Annotated in this window: 20 protein-coding genes; 6 read left to right on the top strand and 14 right to left on the bottom strand. The window is 43.5% G+C overall.

What is annotated here, in order from left to right:
• Positions 1-2 precede the first annotated feature (2 nt).
• A complete protein-coding gene (locus NYR53_RS14155) occupies positions 3-950 on the bottom strand; it encodes a ketopantoate reductase family protein (RefSeq protein WP_261305755.1) in 948 nt (315 codons plus the stop codon).
• A gap of 104 nt (positions 951-1,054) precedes the next feature.
• On the bottom strand, positions 1,055-1,708 hold the full coding sequence (locus NYR53_RS14150; protein WP_261305754.1) for an RsfA family transcriptional regulator: 654 nt from the start codon (positions 1,706-1,708) through the stop codon (positions 1,055-1,057).
• Positions 1,709-2,162: 454 nt separating this feature from the next.
• Between NYR53_RS14150 and NYR53_RS14145 the strand changes: the two genes are divergently transcribed.
• Positions 2,163-2,393, top strand: a complete 231-nt coding sequence (locus tag NYR53_RS14145) for a DUF2626 domain-containing protein (protein WP_029196536.1) — start codon at positions 2,163-2,165, stop codon at positions 2,391-2,393.
• 45 nt (positions 2,394-2,438) lie between these two features.
• On the opposite strand, the gene NYR53_RS14140 is transcribed toward NYR53_RS14145, so the two are convergent.
• A complete protein-coding gene (locus tag NYR53_RS14140) occupies positions 2,439-3,590 on the bottom strand; it encodes a class I SAM-dependent methyltransferase (RefSeq protein ID WP_261305753.1) in 1,152 nt (383 codons plus the stop codon).
• An 89-nt stretch (positions 3,591-3,679) separates the two neighbouring features.
• Here NYR53_RS14140 and NYR53_RS14135 point away from each other — a divergent pair, with 89 nt between their 5' ends.
• From NYR53_RS14135 to NYR53_RS14125, 3 genes are all read left to right on the top strand, one after another.
• Positions 3,680-4,645: a hypothetical protein gene (locus NYR53_RS14135; protein ID WP_261305752.1), complete on the top strand. Its 966-nt coding sequence runs from the start codon at positions 3,680-3,682 to the stop codon at positions 4,643-4,645.
• A gap of 101 nt (positions 4,646-4,746) precedes the next feature.
• On the top strand, positions 4,747-5,841 hold the full coding sequence (locus tag NYR53_RS14130; protein WP_261305751.1) for a coiled-coil domain-containing protein: 1,095 nt from the start codon (positions 4,747-4,749) through the stop codon (positions 5,839-5,841).
• A gap of 37 nt (positions 5,842-5,878) precedes the next feature.
• Complete coding sequence (locus NYR53_RS14125; protein WP_261305750.1) at positions 5,879-6,367, top strand: hypothetical protein; 489 nt, start codon at positions 5,879-5,881, stop codon at positions 6,365-6,367.
• A 54-nt stretch (positions 6,368-6,421) separates the two neighbouring features.
• Here the strand turns inward: NYR53_RS14125 and NYR53_RS14120 are convergent, their stop codons facing one another.
• Positions 6,422-7,753 carry a PhoH family protein gene (locus tag NYR53_RS14120; protein WP_261305749.1) on the bottom strand — a complete coding sequence of 444 codons (1,332 nt, stop codon included), beginning with the start codon at positions 7,751-7,753 and terminating at the stop codon, positions 6,422-6,424.
• A gap of 114 nt (positions 7,754-7,867) precedes the next feature.
• Between NYR53_RS14120 and NYR53_RS14115 the strand changes: the two genes are divergently transcribed.
• Complete coding sequence (locus NYR53_RS14115) at positions 7,868-8,413, top strand: YhcN/YlaJ family sporulation lipoprotein (protein ID WP_261305748.1); 546 nt, start codon at positions 7,868-7,870, stop codon at positions 8,411-8,413.
• A 40-nt stretch (positions 8,414-8,453) separates the two neighbouring features.
• Here the strand turns inward: NYR53_RS14115 and NYR53_RS14110 are convergent, their stop codons facing one another.
• The 6 genes from NYR53_RS14110 to NYR53_RS14085 all read right to left on the bottom strand — a co-directional run bounded on the left by NYR53_RS14110 (position 8,454) and on the right by NYR53_RS14085 (position 12,521).
• The gene (locus NYR53_RS14110) at positions 8,454-8,597 is read right to left on the bottom strand and encodes a hypothetical protein (RefSeq protein WP_261305747.1); all 144 of its coding nucleotides are present in this window, start codon (positions 8,595-8,597) and stop codon (positions 8,454-8,456) included.
• A gap of 180 nt (positions 8,598-8,777) precedes the next feature.
• A complete protein-coding gene (locus tag NYR53_RS14105) occupies positions 8,778-9,056 on the bottom strand; it encodes a hypothetical protein (protein WP_261305746.1) in 279 nt (92 codons plus the stop codon).
• Position 9,057: 1 nt separating this feature from the next.
• A complete protein-coding gene (locus NYR53_RS14100; RefSeq protein ID WP_261305745.1) occupies positions 9,058-9,489 on the bottom strand; it encodes a hypothetical protein in 432 nt (143 codons plus the stop codon).
• A gap of 22 nt (positions 9,490-9,511) precedes the next feature.
• Entirely contained in the window at positions 9,512-9,787 is a 276-nt protein-coding gene (locus NYR53_RS14095) for a YlaH-like family protein (RefSeq protein WP_261306369.1), read from the bottom strand.
• A gap of 245 nt (positions 9,788-10,032) precedes the next feature.
• On the bottom strand, positions 10,033-11,874 hold the full coding sequence (gene typA / locus NYR53_RS14090) for a translational GTPase TypA (protein ID WP_261305744.1): 1,842 nt from the start codon (positions 11,872-11,874) through the stop codon (positions 10,033-10,035).
• A 164-nt stretch (positions 11,875-12,038) separates the two neighbouring features.
• Entirely contained in the window at positions 12,039-12,521 is a 483-nt protein-coding gene (locus NYR53_RS14085) for a hypothetical protein (protein ID WP_261305743.1), read from the bottom strand.
• A gap of 262 nt (positions 12,522-12,783) precedes the next feature.
• Between NYR53_RS14085 and NYR53_RS14080 the strand changes: the two genes are divergently transcribed.
• Entirely contained in the window at positions 12,784-13,989 is a 1,206-nt protein-coding gene (locus tag NYR53_RS14080) for an MFS transporter (protein WP_261305742.1), read from the top strand.
• Positions 13,990-14,102: 113 nt separating this feature from the next.
• Here the strand turns inward: NYR53_RS14080 and NYR53_RS14075 are convergent, their stop codons facing one another.
• From NYR53_RS14075 to NYR53_RS14060, 4 genes are all read right to left on the bottom strand, one after another.
• Entirely contained in the window at positions 14,103-14,783 is a 681-nt protein-coding gene (locus NYR53_RS14075) for a TerC family protein (RefSeq protein ID WP_261305741.1), read from the bottom strand.
• A 104-nt stretch (positions 14,784-14,887) separates the two neighbouring features.
• On the bottom strand, positions 14,888-16,090 hold the full coding sequence (thiI, locus tag NYR53_RS14070) for a tRNA uracil 4-sulfurtransferase ThiI (protein ID WP_261305740.1): 1,203 nt from the start codon (positions 16,088-16,090) through the stop codon (positions 14,888-14,890).
• A complete protein-coding gene (locus tag NYR53_RS14065) occupies positions 16,087-17,265 on the bottom strand; it encodes a cysteine desulfurase family protein (RefSeq protein ID WP_261306368.1) in 1,179 nt (392 codons plus the stop codon). Before NYR53_RS14065 ends, thiI begins: the two co-directional genes overlap by 4 nt.
• 162 nt (positions 17,266-17,427) lie before the next feature.
• Entirely contained in the window at positions 17,428-18,135 is a 708-nt protein-coding gene (locus tag NYR53_RS14060) for a lytic transglycosylase domain-containing protein (protein WP_261305739.1), read from the bottom strand.
• Positions 18,136-18,187: the final 52 nt, after the last annotated feature.

Here is an 18,187-nt window from a genome sequence, read left to right as displayed (position 1 = left end):
ACTTATTCAAGGGCTTTCACTAATTGGTAAACGGTTTGGTGAGTCGGAATCTCAAGATTTAATTCTATTGCCATTTTCACTAGACTTCCGTTAATATGATCGATCTCCGTACGTCGGGACTGTTCAATATCCTGAAGCATAGATGAATGATTTTGGCTTGTGGCTTCGCAGACGCTAAGCAGCGTGTCCCATAGCTCATCAGGTAGTAAAACCCCCTTGGCCGTAGCCACCAAACGAGCTTCTTGATAAAGGTTATTCATGAGTTTGCGCGTCCAAGGTGAGAGCAGCAGATCTCCGTTTTTCACACGTAAAATTGCCGTAAGCGGATTAATTACTGCATTTATCGTCAACTTGCTCCAAATCCTTACATTGATGTTCTTCGACATCATTGTATGAAATCCTGCCTTCTCAAGCATCTCAACTAACAAAATATGTGTTGAATTTACAGTATGGTCTGAATCTTCTGTTTTTCCTATATAACTGACGCCATGTCCTGTGTGCGTAACGGCCGTTAAGCTCTCTCGTCTAGCCCCTTCCGTCGTTACAGCAAGCAGCAAGCTTTCCCGCCCAAGCTCTTCACCTAACCTCATTTCGTGCCCTATTCCGTTCTGGAAACTTATTACATAGGTGTCTTCAGACATTTGAGACTTCAGATTGTTTATTAGTTCTTGTGAAATAGCAGGCTGTTTGACCATGAGAAATATGTAATCAAAATGATGTAAAGTTGAATTAGCCGTTTCCGCTTCTTCTATATAGTAGCGAAAATCTATGACTCCACTACGAGTAGTCCTAATTGACTCTGCAGTTCCAACCAACTCAATCCCCTTCTGAGCTAGCGCATCTGCTTGTTCTCTTGATCTTGCAAGAACTGTCATATGTTCACAAACAGCAGACAACTTCGCAGCGAATAGAAGCCCTAAAGAGCCTGCACCAACAATCAGAATGTGCATCTCATTTCCCCCCTTTTCTTGTAATCCCCATTATACAACAAAAAAGCCCCAGTCCAAGGGCTCTCCTTGTTCTGAAGCTTCTATATGTAAGGATGGAGGGCAACTCAATCTACTCTTTCCAGGTTACCGTTTGCATCCATTTTGAACCGCGGCTTCTCTTCTTCCTCTTCTTCAACAAGGAAGGCCATTTTCCTAGCACGATCCATAATTTGAATCAATGCTTTATAATCATCATTCACAACACGATAATCCGTCTCTACTTCATTAACCTGCTTATTCAACTTGTTGTTTTCTCTGCCAAGTCTATCTAGTTCGTCCTCTTTGTCTTGCAGTTCTTTTTCTAAATTTTTAATATGACGATTCATATCTTGGTATGTATTTCTCCATTGTCTCAAAAAACGGATTACAGCATCGATCGATAATGTTTCTTCCGTGAATGTCTCTACTTTGCCCGATGATAACTCAGGTCCATCAAGAAGTCCAATGGAAGAAGAACCGGAAATCGAGACGGCTGCATGCTTTTTGAGCTGCGTTCTTTTTTGACGCTGCGCTTTGGCTATCTGTATAGCCGCTTCATATTTTTTCCTTACAAAACTGTTCCAACGGAATCCACATGCTGCTGCAGTACGCCCAATGCGTTCTCCAACTTCTTCGAATGCAGATAATTGTGTACTTCCCTCTCGTATGTGACGCAGTGTCACTTCCGCTAAGATTAAGTCGTCTTCATCGCTCCAAGCATCTTGTCTAATTGCTGACATATGGTCGAACCTCCTAACATAATATAGGGATCTTTGGTGTAGGCAAAGTCTCTCCTTTGTGGGATCTTTGGTGTAGGCAAAGTCTCTCCTTTGTGGGATCTTTGGTGTAGGCAAAGTCTCTCCTCTGTGGGATCTTTGGCGTAGTTCAAAGTCTCACCTATTGGGGATGCATCATAATAAAGAATCAATTCGTAGAGAGCAGGGATAAATTGATTCGTGCCATTATTATTATTTCTATGCCCGTACTAGAGTTCATAGAATCTATTTGATACTAAATGGTATTGCCAAATTTTTTATCACTCATACATGGGATCTTGATAAAAAGACATACTACACCTATCTGATGAAATGTTTTCAATTTCGTCACCGTTTGACGGTTTACACCGTTCATTTCAAACGGTATAATGTGTTGTAGTTAAAGTGCAACGTGGTATGAGAGGGGGATGTTACGAGAATGGATCGCATGTTTCGGGTTCTAGGTTTTTGGACACTTGTTATCGCACTGATGAGCTTAGCTGGCGATATGATACCTATGTCTCTGATTTTCTTTTTTCAAACTGCCGTATTCGTCATTCTAGGCTATATGCGCTTGTCAGAACGAACTTACATATTGTTGTTCTGGGGATATATGATTATTTCCTTCAGCGGATTTACGTATTGGTCATTTTTCAAAATGTCTGTCTAAACCCCACAACAATAACAACAAGCAAAAAGGTGAACCGACTGTTACTCAGCGGCTCACCTTTTTTTCATTGAGAAGAGTATGCTTGCTTGCGATAAATACTTTAAATAGCTCACTCATTTGATCACTTAGCAGCAATTGCCGAATTGAGCGGTTCCGCTTAGACACTTCACTGAATGGGTTCGGATCATAGTGGTTTTGAAGCCTTTGTAAAATCCCTTGCTCAACCAGAAACTCCCGTTGCGTCTGGAGCTTGCAGTGTGTGAAGCCATTCTGACTTGCAGCTAATTGGCATGAACTAAAATTAACATGCGATGTCATATCCTGTTCACCCTGGTGGAAGAACGGGGCATCCTGAGCTTGGTGATTGCGATAGCACATGAATGTTCCACTATAACGGTGAGGAGCGAATAGTTCTTCTTCTATATCGCCATAATCAATGATGATGCAGCTCCCGCTTCGGATCCGTCCAGCTACACGTGAGACCCAACTCTCAGCATCAAGATTGATCTCCCCTATTTGACCATCCAGCCATTGAACTTTGGAACGTTCTAGGAAGTCTAATATATGTTGGGAACTGATAGGAAGCCAAATTTCTTGAAAAATTTGTTCTTCCTCTTGCCATTTCACATAGGACTCTTGAAAAAGCACATCTTTATAACGAATTCGGTGGACTGGGAAAGCATCCAACAGCTCATTCGCAAGAACATAAAGCTGATCTTGCGGCGCCTGAGCCAACCATTCTGTTTCACTTGCAAATTGAATAACTTGGGCGTGTTCTTCAAGCAGTATTCGCTGCTGCTCACGATGATAACCGCTAGATTCAATGATTGTGTAGGTTAACCGAGCATATATGGCGGGTTCAGTTCGCTTTATTTCACCCATGATATGAAGGGCCATTCGCCCGTTGCCCCCTCCCCATTCAACGATATGAACGGGTTCTGTATCCGTAGTTTCATTATGCAGCTGCGTACAAATAAAAGAGGCCACCATTTCCCCCATTACTGAACCAATAGAGGAACTTGTGTAGAAATCACCTTTTTTACCGATTTTTGTTCTCTCATTTCGATAATATCCATAGGGCTCACTATATAGACAAATTTCCATATAGTCTCTGAACGTGATGGCTTGAAATTCTGCTGACTGAATTGCCTCTTTCAAGGCAGTCACAACACCTGGGTGTCCGAGCTGATGATTCAATGAAGAACCCTCCAATTCTTTACTTAAAGACAAAACATAGAGAAACCATTATAATGAAGAAGGATTTATGGAAGGAGAGACAGCAAAGCATGTCAAAGAAGTGGATTACCTTAACAGCGGTAACGGCGTTCAGCCTTATATCGTTGACAGCTTGTACAGACAACACGAAGGTCAAAGAAGCACTCGAACAATCACTAAACAAACAAAAGGAAATGAAATCTTACATCTTCGACGGGAGCACAACATTAGCTATAAGCGATGGATTGATGAAATCGTCAAACCCTTTGTCGAACGGGCTGTTATCTTTGGTCAGAGAAAGCACAATCGATTGGAAGGGCATTAGCAATGTGGATCCACTCCAGTTTCAGACGGACTTGAAAATTACACCTAAGGGCTCAACATCCCCTTTTGAGATTCCAATTCTCATTAAAGATAGCAAATTGTATTTTAATATGCCAGCATTAAATAAAACAGCTGACGAGTACTATGCAATCGATCTACAAAAAATGAGTCAGAACAGTTCAAGCCCCTTAACGGTAGATACTTTGAAAAATACTTCTCAATTGTCAACGACACTTGGTAATCTAATATTTAGCGGGATTGACCCAAAATGGTATAAAGAAGCCAAAGAACCGGTTAAGTTGAAAGACGGATCTTCTGCCAAATCCATCAGCGTTGAACTTACTAGTAAAAATGAAAAAGAATTGAATACGCTGCTGCAAACAAAGCTTCCAGAGTTTATTGGGCAGTTACAAAACAATGGATTCCTTACTGCTGATAAAGCCGAACAATTCAAAAAAAATCAAGCAAATCTCATTCAGCTCAAAGCTCCGGGTAAAATGGTTGTCGCCATTGATGACACTGGTTTTATCCGCGACCAAACGATTGATGTAAGTTTCACCATCACATTGGACGGCAAAGTGCAGGATAACCATATCCTCATTCACCAAACCTACGACGCTATCAATCAAGCTTCTCCATTAACGAAAGAAATACCGAAAAACGTTAAAAGCTTTGATGAAATCCTTAAATTAATTACACCGTCAAAAAAATAGATGTAAGGCCAAATACTTACCTCTTCCCCAGAGGTAAGTATTTTTTTGTGCTTCATTTAATAGAAATATGATAATCTGTTCTTAGGGGGAGAATTCGTTCAATGACATATAAATTCGTAGCTATGATGTTGTCCATACTATTGCTAACTCAAATAACACTGCCACTTCAACCAATCTCAGCAGAAGAAAAGACCCCAACACAAGACGAATCCAAAGATCTCGTCCAAAAAGGGCTGACCATTTTCGAAATTGACAAAGAAGTAGGCCGATTAAATGAACAAGATGCCAACATCGTTGCCCAAATCAAACAAAATGAACAAGATATCATTAAGCAGAACAGCAACGTTGATAACACCCGAAAACATGCCGGAAAAGTGCTGAGAGCTTATTATACAGGGGATCGAGATTCGATCTGGATGCTGCTGTTTACCGTTAGTTCCTTTACGGATGCATTGCGAATGTTCGAGTATCTGCAAATGATTATTACGAATGATCATCGCGCCTTATCAGCTTTCACCGAATCATTTAAGAAATTGACAAGCCTGCGAACCGAACTTGATTCTTCTCGCGTCGAGCTGCAGAAAACAAAAGAGAAATTCCTCACACAGCGTGAGAGACTCGTAAAGCTTCAAGAAGAGCTAGACAAACAACTAGCTGTCAGTACACAAGCACAAGTCATAGAAGCCCAAATTAAAAGCTTAAATGACCAATGGAGACAAGAAGGCATTCCTTTATTCCGTGAGTACTTGAATAGTTTATCATCGGCTTTCCGAGAGCTGCCACAGTATGTAACAAAAGAAAGTAAATTTATGGACTTATCTTCTATCAAAAATCCGGTTATAACGATTAGCGATAAGGATTTCAATGCTTATCTCCATTCAAAAAATGAACTTTTGCAAAATTTGAATTTTGAATTTGCTGATGGGTCGATCATTGCAAAAGGTAAAAAAGATCATGTACAAATTGCATTGCAAGGAATGTTTATCTTGAAGGAACTTCCCGACATGAATGAAGTCCGCTTTGTTGTGGATAAACTTGAATTCAACGGCTTCCAACTGCCTGACACCACAATTGAAGACTTTATGAAAGAATTCCAGCTTGGTTTCATCCCCAAAAAAATAGTTAATTATCTCGATGTCGTAAGTGTAGAGACGAAGAATGGCATCGCAGTTGTAAAACTTAAATTATCCCTGTAAAGTAGCAGAGGATAACGAAGTAAAGTGAGGGCTATGAATGGAACTGAAAATTGGTCTGATGATGGATCTGCCAGAAGGAAAAATACCTGGATTTTACGCACAAATCGTTAAAGCTCTCGCAGGTAAAGTTGAATTATTTGATCGCGACAAAGAAATGCTTATTGTTAGCAATGAAGAACAACAGCTTGCCGCACTTGATGTTATGGCTCATTTCAATATTGAAACGAATCTGATGCAGCTGCGGCTGCTGCCTGATGATGCTGAATTGACAGATCTATTCAGCGATTACGGCTTCACAAGCCGCGCAGAGCATAATTATTTATACGATAAGCTTGTCGTACACTTCCGCTTTACGGCAGATAGCCCGCAAGCTGAAATCGACCAAGCTGCCTTACAGATCGAAGAGCACCTCCTCGCTCAATACCAGGCGCAGGATCACACTGTCTACATCGTGGATCGGCAGCTTGAAGAACTTATGCATGGTATTGCCAAAGCTTATCGATGCCGAATCGAATTGCTGCCCTAGAACACACAAAGAAGCCCACATCCCTATCTCGGGGGTGTGGGCTTCTTCGAATTTTTAAAGCAGATCGGCTGCTAATTGCGCCAGATGCGAGCGTTCACCACGTTCCAGAGTGATATGCCCGCTAATCCCTTCTTGCTTGAAACGTTCAACCACATAAGTTAATCCATTACTCGAGGCATCGAGATATGGATGGTCGATTTGGTCGGGATCACCTAGAAGAACAATTTTACTGCCCTCTCCCACACGGGATACAATCGTCTTTACTTCATGCTTGGATAAGTTCTGCGCCTCATCAATAATGATGAATTGCCCAGGAATTGAGCGTCCGCGAATGTACGTCAGAGCTTCAACTTGAATACTACCTAGACCTGCTAGTATTTTTTCAATGTCTCCCGGTTTTTTGGTATCAAATAAATATTCCAAATTATCATAGATCGGCTGCATCCATGGACGCAGCTTTTCATCTTTTTCACCAGGCAGATAACCAATATCCTTGCCCATAGGAACAACAGGTCGAGCAATTAGCAATTTCTTATATTTACGATCATCCTCAATTTTCATAAGGCCAGCAGCTAACGTGAGCAGCGTCTTACCTGTTCCCGCTTTCCCAGTCAGGGTGACGAGCGGGATTTCGTCATTGAGCAGGAGCTCAAGAGCCATTCGTTGCTGCGCGTTACGCGCGGCAATCCCCCAAATGGGATCGTTACTCATGAAGAGCGGCTCCAGCTTTTTGGCATCGGGCGTCACTTTCAATAAAGCTGATTTAGAAGAACCTAGCTCATCCCGCAAAATGACAAATTCGTGAGGGTGCAGCATATATCCCAAATTAAGCGATGTCACAGTCAAGAATCGATAAGAATAAAATTCATCAATGATAGAAGGATGTACGTATAACGTAATATATCCTGTGTACATATCCGTTTGAGCAACAATGCGATCGGTTAAATAATCCTGTGCAGGTATACCGAGAACATCTGCTTTAATACGAACTAATGTATCTTTACTCACGATAACGACTGGTCTTGGATATTCATTATCCTGCTCTTCCAAATGATAGTTGAGCGCGACCGCAAGTATTCGGTTATCATTCGTTAATTCAGCAAATGTATCCTGCAGCTTCGCAAAGCTGCGATGGTTGAGTTCCACTTTAATGCTGCCGCCATGATCAAGTGTGATGCCATCGGACAAGTTGCCTTTGGTTCTTAGTCCATCCAACAATCTCGAAACATGTCTCGCATTACGGCCTATCTCGTCCGCATTTCGTTTCTTAGAATCGATTTCCTCCAACACCACGGCGGGTATGACTACTTCATTATCTTCGAACGCGAATAAAGCATTAGGGTCCTGAAGCAGTACATTGGTATCCAACACGTAAATTTTTTTCATTGGTGTGTCCCCTCCCAGATTTGGCGTTAGATCATTGGTTATATTAGATTACATACAACCTAGCTGTGCTGGACAAACTAAACGCGAGATTCAGGAAAGAAAGGAACGATTCAAGTGAGACTATTGTGCGTATTTATAGTAATTCTGACCCTCGCGGTTGGCTGTAGTCAAGCGCCGAAAAGTGGTGCCCCCTCTCAAGATCCGAATCAAAACCAAGTAAAAGTTCAACAAATCGCCCCACAAAAGCTCGAGATAAAAGATTCGAAGGCTGTTGCAGAACGTTTGGAAAACCTAGCCACCAGCATCCCTCAGGTTGAAAGCGCGCACTGTGTCGTCTTCGGCAATACCGCCGTTGTCGGCATCAACATTAATAAAGAGTTGGATCGAGCGAAAGTCGGCACCGTCAAGTATTCGGTAGCTGAAGCGCTTAAGAAAGATCCATACGGAGTTAATGCCATAGTTACCGCAGATTTGGACTTAGATCAACGTTTGCGCAACATTCGGGATAACGTTCAAGCAGGAAGACCAATTACTGGATTCGCAGAGCAAATGGCAGACATCATAGGCCGTGTTATGCCTCAGCTGCCGCGTGATATTCGCAATACGCCAAACAATGCAGGACCTAATGGTACGAATACGGCGGAGATGCCGAACCCGTAATCTACCGAAGATAACAAAAAGCCTGACTGCATACGCAGATCTAGGCTTTTTTTATCGCATCAAAAACTCGGCCGGCTGGATTCACAGTTACTCGGCTCACACAAGTTTTCTCATATTCAGGCTCGGTCATCATTTGGGCGCGATCTATCCATTGCTTCGGTAAAACTGTGTTGTGTTCAGCCATATCGTTTGCGCCTCCTACTAGGTGGTTGAAAACGCTCCTTACACTTACAGTATAGCATAGCGGGTGGCAAGCGTTCCACCCTTATGTATCTATTTTCAATTCATGCGAACACTCCTTTTTCAGCCAGATATACTTTAGTGTACGTCGGTTTAAAAAAGTTATGTCGTCCAACATGAACGTCTATTGATTATTGTAAATCGGATTCGAATTAATATCATCAAGCAGCTTTTCTGCCGATTCGCGATCAAAACTTTGATTACTCTTGATACCTTCTTGTTCATAGGCGATGTGAATTTTCATCCGATCCGATTCGTCCACACTCACTTGACTGACCCCATGATCTTCACGCAAAATAAGCGCAAAAAAATCAAGCGTCTCTTTGGCCGCTTCGTCATCCGGCCTTGCTTGACTTACAATATGCATTTGCAGCCAATTAAAAAAGGCGTCTTGCAGTTTCATTTTAACGCCCGTCCTCTCTAAGTAAAATAACATCGCAGCCTAACTCCAGCCAACGAAGCCATTCGTTTTTCCAAATAATTTGCTGTGCATCTAAAGCGCTGTCATCCAACGATAACACAAGGTCCCTTGCTTCCTCTCGCTTGAGGAGACGATCTAGAAAGGCTTCTGCGCAATGCGACAAATGAAAAGGGTCACCTTCAAACACAACGGTCTCAGAAAGCGATAAATCAAGTTCTACGAGCTCTGAGCCACAGATCTCTTCATCGTCGCTTAACAGAAGACTAGCTTTAAACATAGATAGCAATCTGGGGTGTCTTCCATTCGCCAATTCACGGAAAGCTTCCAATTTGGTGAGCGGAGAGCAGTCTAAGCGATCAGCCCCCAACACCAGAGGAGAATAGCCTGCAATCGGAGTTAACCAGTATCGAGTCATTCGACCCTCCTAAGCTTTTGCTTTAAGTTGGTTTATTACCGCTTCTTTTCTCGATGAAATACCGAATACGGACAAGAAACATTAACGATATAGCAACAGTCAGGCAAAGCACGATAGGAAGTCCTACAATTTGAAAAACAAGCAGCATAACCGATCCGATGGCCAGCAGCACATATATGATAGCAGTCTTGAGAACCGGTAATTTACGTGTCCGGAAAACTTTGTTATACACATAAGACATAAATATAAAGATTAATAGATAAGTGATGTACAGGTGATTTCCAAACCACTCGTTCAAGGCAGTCAAAACATACACTCCATTTCGTTCGAAAGTAAAGTCATTTACCATTATCCCTCAAAATTACAAATAAATGAGAAAACCTCTATCGGAGTCATTCAAGGATGAGCGACCGCGTTTAGAGGTAGGTTTTATCGCCAAGTAGAAAGCATGTTTCGGCATTACCGAAACGAACACTTTCTACTGTGGAAAAGGGAAATGCGGCATTGTAGCCCACATTTCCCATATTTAGAACACTTTGTGAATTAAACGTTAGCTTCAGCTGTTTTGCGGTGTTTTTCCGCACGCTCGCGTTCGCTTTTGTTCAAAATCTTTTTGCGAATACGAACGGATTTTGGTGTGATTTCACAATATTCATCATCATTCAAATACTCAAGTGCTTGCTCCAACGAGAACAAACGAGGAGTTTTCATTTTGACAGTTTCCTCTTTGTTCGCGGAACGGATGTTGTTTACCGCTTTTTCCTTACAGATGTTAACGATAATATCATTGTCGCGCGTATGCTCACCAACGACCATACCTTCGTAAACTTCTGTTTGCGGATGAACGAACAAGATACCGCGATCTTCAACGGAGAGGATTCCGTATAATGTAGATACGCCTGATTCGCTGGAAACAAGTACGCCTTCATGACGTCCGCCAACACCAGCTCCTTGGTATGGACCATAGCTGTCAAAAGCATGGTTCATGATCCCGTAGCCGCGTGTTAACGTTAAGAAGTTCGTTCTGTAACCGATCAAACCACGTGCAGGGATTAAGAACTCAAGACGAACGTTACCGCTGCCGTTGTTGATCATGTTGACCATCTCCGCTTTACGGGAACCTAAGCTCTCCATAACGGAACCCATGCTATCCTCAGGAACGTCGATGATTAAACGCTCAATCGGCTCCATTTTTTGACCGTCAATTTGACGAATGATAACTTCTGGTTTGGAAACTTGCAATTCAAAGCCTTCACGGCGCATATTTTCAATCAAAATACCTAAGTGAAGCTCACCGCGGCCAGATACGATGAAAGCGTCTGGGCTATCAGTATCTTCTACGCGCAAACTTACGTCTGTTTCAAGTTCTTTGTAAAGACGCTCGCGAATTTTACGGGAAGTTACCCATTTCCCTTCGCGTCCTGCGAATGGTGAATTATTTACGATAAATGTCATTTGCAGCGTTGGCTCATCAATTTTCAAGACTGGCAATGCTTCCGGATTCGCAGGATCTGCTACCGTTTCACCAATATTGATATCTTTGATCCCTGCAATGGCAATGATGTCCCCTGCAGCTGCTTCTTCGATCTCAATACGTTTCAAGCCTGTGAAACCGAAAAGTTTCTCGATTCTAGCTTGCTTCTGACCGCCTTCACGTGTCATAACAGCAACAGTTTGGCCTTGACGAATTTTACCACGGTTCACACGGCCTACGCCGATACGACCCAAGTACTCATTGTAATCCATCAATGTTACAAGGAATTGCAGCGGTTGATCAACATCTTCCGTTGGAGCCGGAATGTGATTGACGACTGTTTCATAGATAGCTTCCATGTTGGCATCTTGCTTCTCAGGATCAAGACTTGAAGTACCTTGCAATGCGGAAGCATATACAACGTGGAAATCAAGCTGCTCATCCGTAGCACCTAGTTCGATGAAAAGATCAAGAACTTCGTCGACAACTTCTTGAGGACGCGCATTCGGACGGTCAATTTTGTTAACAACAACAACCGGAGAAAGGTTGCTTTCCAGTGCCTTACGTAGAACGAATTTCGTTTGCGGCATTGTGCCTTCGAAAGCATCAACAACCAGCAAAACGCCGTCTACCATTTTCATGATACGCTCTACTTCACCACCGAAATCGGCATGTCCAGGTGTATCCACAATGTTGATCAGGTAGTCTTTATAATTAATTGCTGTATTTTTTGCAAGAATGGTAATACCGCGTTCTCTCTCGAGATCGTTGGAGTCCATCGCTCTCTCTTGAACAGCCTCGTTCTCGCGGAATGTACCTGATTGTTGAAGTAATTTATCTACGAGTGTTGTTTTACCGTGGTCAACGTGTGCGATAATTGCAATGTTGCGAATCTTGTCTCTTGCGTGCATGAATGTCAAACCCTCTCTACCCTATAATTTTCGTCTCTGTTCATAAAACAAGCGTCGGACGAAAGCGCCGACGCTTGACATTTATACTTATTATACGCAGTTTCTCGACATTATGCAAGGTAAATGCCGTTCTACATAAAACTTTTACAAGCAAATGCTTGAAATTACCACACATTTCGCTTGCGGAACATCATGACAAGTCCAGCCACGACAAGGATCAAAGCGATTACATAGATCCCTAAATGAATTAGTAGAGTTAACCCGAAAAATACAGCTGAAATAATTCCCAGCACCATAGCACCTATCAAAACACCGCGATCACTTCCACGATCGAACAGGTGCATCTCATACAATCCGATAGCTACACCAAGAATGAATCCCGGCCACAGATAGCTCATCGAACTCCACCCAAATATATTGCAGTAAAAGAACATGATTGCGTAAGTCGATAATATACCTCCAGGGACAAGAACGCCTGCGGGCAGCGATCGGTTAAAAAAGAATACGTGGAACAGCAGCCCAGGAATGAGTAAAACTAGCGGCCAGAAGAACGAAAGAAGAACATGGAAAAAACCTAATTTTCCAAGAAGCAATATGGCGGCCAGGCCAATTAATAGGATACCAATGGAGTAGCTATTTCTAGCCATTCAAATCCCCTCCTAATTCACTTGTCAATAAGGGATCAACTTCGACACCCTTCAACAAATAGTTTATCGTACATGGCGAGAAATTGCTAGGGTGTTTGGCGCTATTTACGACCTCGCCGTTCGGCTTCGGGCAAACGGCTCATGCTATTCGCGGCAGCTGTTGTACTTGCGTTCAAATTCCTTAGCATGGACATACTACTACACGTGCAACCCGTTTTTCCTCTGTCAAACAGGTTGGCTTATGGACAATATGGGAGGTAACATGGAACCGTTATTTGTAGATGAAAAGAAGAGAAAACCGCTTTGGACCAAAGCTTTTCTAATTACATCTCTATCCAACTTACTGCTTTTCTTTAGCTTTCAAATGCTCATACCAACGATACCGACACATGTGTCACAATTAGGCGGAAATGATGTTCAAGTCGGTCTTGTCATTGGCATTTTCACGATTTCTTCCCTGCTTACCCGACCTTTTGCCGGGCGAGCGCTTGATTCGTTTGGAAGAAAACATGTGCTTTTGGTTGGACTCGCGATCTGTGCGCTAACCATTGCCGGATACTCCTATATGGCAGCCGTTACACTTATTCTTGCTGCCCGTTTTGTTCATGGGATCGGTTGGGGGATGTCCACAACTTCCTTAGGCACTGTTATAGCTGACATTATTCCATCTGAGCGCCGCGGAGAAGGTATGGGCTACTACGGGTTGTCCAACACATTCGCAATGGCAACTGCACCGCTTACAGGCCTTTGGCTGATGCATACCTATGGTTTTCCCCGCGTACTATTAATCTCAACCCTATTGGCACTACTTTCTTTGTTTAGTTCTCTTTTTATCACCTACACCAAGCCGCTGCCTCTCGAAAAGTCGGAAGAAAAGCCGAAGCTTATGGATCGTTTATGGGAAAGAACAGCGATACTTCCCTCCGTTTTATTGCTATTCACGGCCATCTGTTATGGAGGAATTGTGACTTTTATAACGCTGTTCGGACACGAAGCCGGCATTTCGAACGTCGGTTGGTTTTTCCTATGCAATGCCTCCATGGTGCTAATTGTTAGACCTATAACCGGTATGCTGTTTGATCGCAAAGGACCCGAGTGGGTGCTCCTGCCCGGCGCTCTCTTTACCCTTGCAGGACTCCTGCTTCTTTCTTATGCTCACTCTGAAGCTAGCTTGGCCGCAGCAGCGATATGCTATGGCATAGGTTTCGGTTCCTTGCAGCCAGCGCTGCAGGCTTGGACCATTGCACGTGCCGCGCCGAATCGCCGCGGTGCAGCCAATGGAACCTTCTTCTCCGCCAATGATCTAGGCATTGGGTTAGGAGCGATGGTTCTGGGAGCACTCGCTAACCTAAGCGGGAGTTATGCGCTGATGTACCGTTACTCGACCGTGTTAATTCTCATATTCATCCTTATTTATGGATGGTGCTTTTGGCAAGCTAGACGTGGTGTCCAGATGGCACAGCATTAACATACATATTCGTTACTGTACCGGATATCATTTTGACTTAAGAATCTCAACACATCCTCTTAAAAAAAAACCGCTTCGCTGATAACTTCAGCTAGGCGGTTTCTCCAAATCCTCTAATCATTTCTTGCTTTTAATTGCAGTAATTTCACCCATTTGAAGGTTAAGCCGATCATAATAACGAGCGAAGCCGCCACAATAGGGATCCATACATGCAGCGATTCATAATCATGCAGCAGCCAATCAATCATTTTCTCATCTTTAACGAACATTTCCCCCGCTGTATATCCGAGAATACCGGCCCCCATAAATACGAGAATAGGAAATTTCTGCAGCAGTTCCATCACTAACGTACTTCCCCATATTATGATAGGGATACTGAGTCCAATACCAAGTATGATGACTGTGTTATTCCCATTCCCTTTAGCCGCAATGGCAAGAACATTATCCAAACTCATAACGAAATCCGCTACAACAATCGTCCATATCGCTTTACCAAGCGTAGAAGCTTCTTTCACATTAGCATGGCTGTCATCATCCGTAAGCAGTTTAATTGCAATCCAAAACAGCAGAATGGATCCCCCGGCTTGAATATATGGGATATCGAGCAGACTTACTGCAACTAATGTCAGAATCAACCGCAATGCAATAGCCCCGAATGCACCCCACCATATCGCAAGCTTACGCTGAGCAAGCGGCAAATTTTTGCTCGCCAATGCAATGACGACGGCATTATCACCGCTAAGCACAATATTGATCAACATAATTTGCAAAAACAAAATGAGCGCATCAATCATGCGTTACAACCTCCCAAGATGCATGGCAAGCAGGTGACGATGTCTGCGATCTTAGCGGCGAATATGCTAGAAGTGGAGAGACTTTGAGCTACGCTCAAAGATCCCTATATTAAGTCCGACACCTTCTTCATTTGTCCATGAACAATTTCAATGGTTTCTGTTTGCAAGACAGCTTTCTCAATTAATTCAGGTAAGAAGTCCATGCTCATTTCGAGTTTCTCAACCATGCGCAGGTTAGGATTAGTACTTGGAGATGGAGGAAGAAATAAGGAACAGCAATCCTCATAAGGCAAAATCGAGATCGGGAAAGTGCCTATCGATTCGGCTATTCGAATAATCTCTTGCTTGTCCATCATCATGAGCGGCTGTAAAAGCGGCAGCGTTACAACGCGCCCTATGACATTTAGGCTTGGCAGCGTTTGACTAGCCACTTGACCTAAGCTTTCACCGGTCACTAACGCGCTTAGACCTTCTCGGTCTGCAATCTGTTCGGCAATGCGATACATCGCTCTTCGAATAAGCGTTACTAATAAATTATCTTGATACTCACGGTGGATAGATGTCTGTACTTCCGTAAATGGAACCAAATGAAGCTTCAAGGAATCTGTGTAAGCAGATAGTTGGTGTGCAAGTTCAATCACTTTATCCTTCGCACGCTCGCTGGTGTAAGGATAACTATGAAAGTGAATAGCCTCGATGGAAAGCCCCTTACGCATCGCTAACCAACCGGCAACCGGACTATCAATTCCCCCAGATAGCATCAGCAGCGCTTTTCCACTCGTTCCAGACGGGAATCCTCCAGCCCCCTCAATAACCTCTACGTACATGAGTACTTGCTCTTCGCGAATCTCCACCCGCAGCTCAACCTCAGGATGATGTACATCCACCTGGAGACCCGGTGATGCTTGTAGCACATAACCTCCAACCAAATAATTCATTCGCTGCGAATCAAATGGGAATGATTTATTCACTCTGCGAACGGTCACTTTAAAAGTTGCTGGTTGTTTAGGCAGTGCCTGCATCATACGCAGCGCCATCTCTTGAATGGCTTCGACCTCCATAGGAGCATGATAGGCAGGACTAAACGACGCAAGTCCAAAAACGCGCTGCAAAGCTGCTGAAGCTTCCTCATAAGCTGCTCCCCCTAGCTCCACATATACGCGCCCAAACTCGGGAATATACCTTAAATCAGGAAAAGAGCCTAAAACTTTGCAAATTTGAGTCATGACGCTTCTCTCAAAACGCTTACGATTTTTCCCTTTGAGCGTCAATTCGCCAAAACGCAAAATTAAACAATCCGGTTTCATCTTCTCGTCCCCTTTCTGACTGATGGTTTGCTGAGCATAGGAGCGAGTTCTTTCACAACCTCCCGCAATGCGGCAATGAATAGCTGCGCGTCCTTTTCTTGATGTTCGTCAGAGAAGCTAACTCTTAGTCCGCTAACAGCTCTTTCTCGACTGCAGCCTAACGCTAGCATTACCGTGCTTGGGTCTGATTCCTCTGAGGCACAGGCTGATTTCGTAGAAATGTATATTTGCCGCTGCTCAAGTGCATGAACGACTACCTCCGCCTTCATTCCCACGAATGCAAAATGAACAATATGGGGAGCCATCTCTTCATCCTGTTCGGATCCCGTAAGGGTAAGTTCAGGGATTGATGTGATGCCATCCACAATCATCCGTCTTAACCGATATTTATGTTCTGTTTTGGCTGTAAGGTTATCAACGGAAAGCCGGAGCGCTTTGGCCATTCCTACAATAAGCGGGACATTCTCCGTACCGGAGCGAATACCATTTTCTTGACCGCCACCAACAAGCAGCGGTTTAAGCTGCACACCCTCTCTGCGATATAGAAACCCAACTCCCTTTGGACCTCTGAATTTATGAGCAGATGCGCTGCATAAGTCAACCCCCCATTCTTTAGGGTGAAAAGGAAGCTTTGCAATGCCTTGAACAGCATCAACATGAAATAGCACCTTTGGATATTGAGCTAACCATCGGCCAATTTCTTGGATAGGCTGAATCGTACCTACTTCATTATTGACATACATCACGCTAACAAGGATGGTATCTTCTGTTATTGCTGCTTGAAGGGTTTCTAGCTCTACACTCCCCTTACTATTTACAGGTAAATAAGTAACTCGAAAACCTTCTCGCTCCAGTTCGAGAAAAACTTCCTTCACGGAGGAGTGCTCGATTTGCGTAGTAATGAGATGCTTTCCGCGATTTTGATAGCTGTAAACGGCACCTTTAATCGCCAAATTATTACTCTCCGTCCCTCCGGACGTACATATAATTTCAGCAGGCAGCACACCCAATGCTCCTGCAATCACCTCTTTGGAGCTGTTTAGCAGCTTCTCTGCTTGTAAACCTAATCGATGAATCGAGGATGGATTTCCATAATGTTCCTTCATCACTGCGGCAATCGTATCAATAACCTCTTCATAAAGTGGTGTTGTCGCCGCATAGTCCAAATAAAGCATATTTTGCTGATTCCCCTTTTCACGCTCTTGCTGCCGCGCACAATCAATTTCATTTCCTTTCATCATTAAAGCCTAAAACTGGGCATAACTCAAGCATTCCATTAGAAACACAAAAAGCCGACCTTCGCATAAACATGCGAAAATCAGCTAGTTAGCTAGAGATTATAACGAAAAATTCTGCCTGTGACCCATCACTTTAGAGATGTAGCCTTGCGTTTCCATTGGCAATAAATGGAGTTTGTTCGCCAGATCCTGATCGGTCTTGATACCTAATCGGTCAACACGTCCAGGCCCAGCATTATAAGCTGCGAGAGCAACCCCTTCATTACCGTCGTACTTCTTAATTAAGTTGCTAAGGAAATGAGTACCTGCATCCACATTTTGCTTAGGATCAAACGGATTCGTCACTCCGAAGCCGCTGCCTGTCCCATCCATAAGCTGCATTAAACCTTTGGCGCCTGCCGGCGATACGGCTTGGTGATTGAATTCTGATTCTTGCTGAATAACTGCCTTGACTAGCGAGGTATCCACACCGTATTTATGACTTGCCTCTTGGATTAAACCGTCATACTGTGAGACCGAGGATGCTTTGCTCACTGTTTGTAAAGGCGTATAAGCTCTATTTAAAGCCCCCAAAGAACTTGGCATACTGTTCGTCGTGTTACCTAGCATGGAGGATAAAGTATCTTGGCCTGTAACGCCAGTTGCACCAGATTGCCCCATAATCGTGTCGAGCAGCGCACTAAAATCGCCTGAATCATCCGTACTTGATGTCGCGGTTTCACCGGAGAGCAAACTCATTTTATTGAGGAGCTGAAGCTGGAGCAATTCTTTCATTACTCTAGGGTCAATGCTGTTCGTGCTGTTCATCCGTCAGACCTCGTTTCTATCATTCATCGTTGTCTTCATTGTACACGTTTTA

This window comes from Paenibacillus andongensis (assembly GCF_025369935.1).
Taxonomy (GTDB): Bacteria; Bacillota; Bacilli; order Paenibacillales; family NBRC-103111; genus Paenibacillus_E; species Paenibacillus_E andongensis.
This window is presented reverse-complemented; position numbering and strand designations above follow the sequence as displayed.

What these genes read in the sequence shown, in the direction of transcription:
- NYR53_RS14150 (WP_261305754.1), bottom strand. Translation starts at nt 1,708, where the DNA reads ATGTCAGCAATTAGACAAGATGCTTGGAGCGATGAAGACGACTTAATC.
- NYR53_RS14105 (WP_261305746.1), bottom strand. Translation starts at nt 9,056, where the DNA reads ATGAAACTGCAAGACGCCTTTTTTAATTGGCTGCAAATGCATATTGTA.
- NYR53_RS14060 (WP_261305739.1), bottom strand. Translation starts at nt 18,135, where the DNA reads ATGAACAGCACGAACAGCATTGACCCTAGAGTAATGAAAGAATTGCTC.
- NYR53_RS14075 (WP_261305741.1), bottom strand. Translation starts at nt 14,783, where the DNA reads ATGATTGATGCGCTCATTTTGTTTTTGCAAATTATGTTGATCAATATT.
- NYR53_RS14100 (WP_261305745.1), bottom strand. Translation starts at nt 9,489, where the DNA reads ATGACTCGATACTGGTTAACTCCGATTGCAGGCTATTCTCCTCTGGTG.
- NYR53_RS14135 (WP_261305752.1), top strand. Translation starts at nt 3,680, where the DNA reads ATGTCAAAGAAGTGGATTACCTTAACAGCGGTAACGGCGTTCAGCCTT.
- NYR53_RS14110 (WP_261305747.1), bottom strand. Translation starts at nt 8,597, where the DNA reads ATGGCTGAACACAACACAGTTTTACCGAAGCAATGGATAGATCGCGCC.
- NYR53_RS14080 (WP_261305742.1), top strand. Translation starts at nt 12,784, where the DNA reads ATGGAACCGTTATTTGTAGATGAAAAGAAGAGAAAACCGCTTTGGACC.
- NYR53_RS14155 (WP_261305755.1), bottom strand. Translation starts at nt 950, where the DNA reads ATGCACATTCTGATTGTTGGTGCAGGCTCTTTAGGGCTTCTATTCGCT.
- NYR53_RS14145 (WP_029196536.1), top strand. Translation starts at nt 2,163, where the DNA reads ATGGATCGCATGTTTCGGGTTCTAGGTTTTTGGACACTTGTTATCGCA.
- NYR53_RS14085 (WP_261305743.1), bottom strand. Translation starts at nt 12,521, where the DNA reads ATGGCTAGAAATAGCTACTCCATTGGTATCCTATTAATTGGCCTGGCC.
- typA (WP_261305744.1), bottom strand. Translation starts at nt 11,874, where the DNA reads ATGCACGCAAGAGACAAGATTCGCAACATTGCAATTATCGCACACGTT.
- NYR53_RS14120 (WP_261305749.1), bottom strand. Translation starts at nt 7,753, where the DNA reads ATGAAAAAAATTTACGTGTTGGATACCAATGTACTGCTTCAGGACCCT.
- thiI (WP_261305740.1), bottom strand. Translation starts at nt 16,090, where the DNA reads ATGAAACCGGATTGTTTAATTTTGCGTTTTGGCGAATTGACGCTCAAA.
- NYR53_RS14125 (WP_261305750.1), top strand. Translation starts at nt 5,879, where the DNA reads ATGGAACTGAAAATTGGTCTGATGATGGATCTGCCAGAAGGAAAAATA.
- NYR53_RS14065 (WP_261306368.1), bottom strand. Translation starts at nt 17,265, where the DNA reads ATGCTTTATTTGGACTATGCGGCGACAACACCACTTTATGAAGAGGTT.
- NYR53_RS14130 (WP_261305751.1), top strand. Translation starts at nt 4,747, where the DNA reads ATGACATATAAATTCGTAGCTATGATGTTGTCCATACTATTGCTAACT.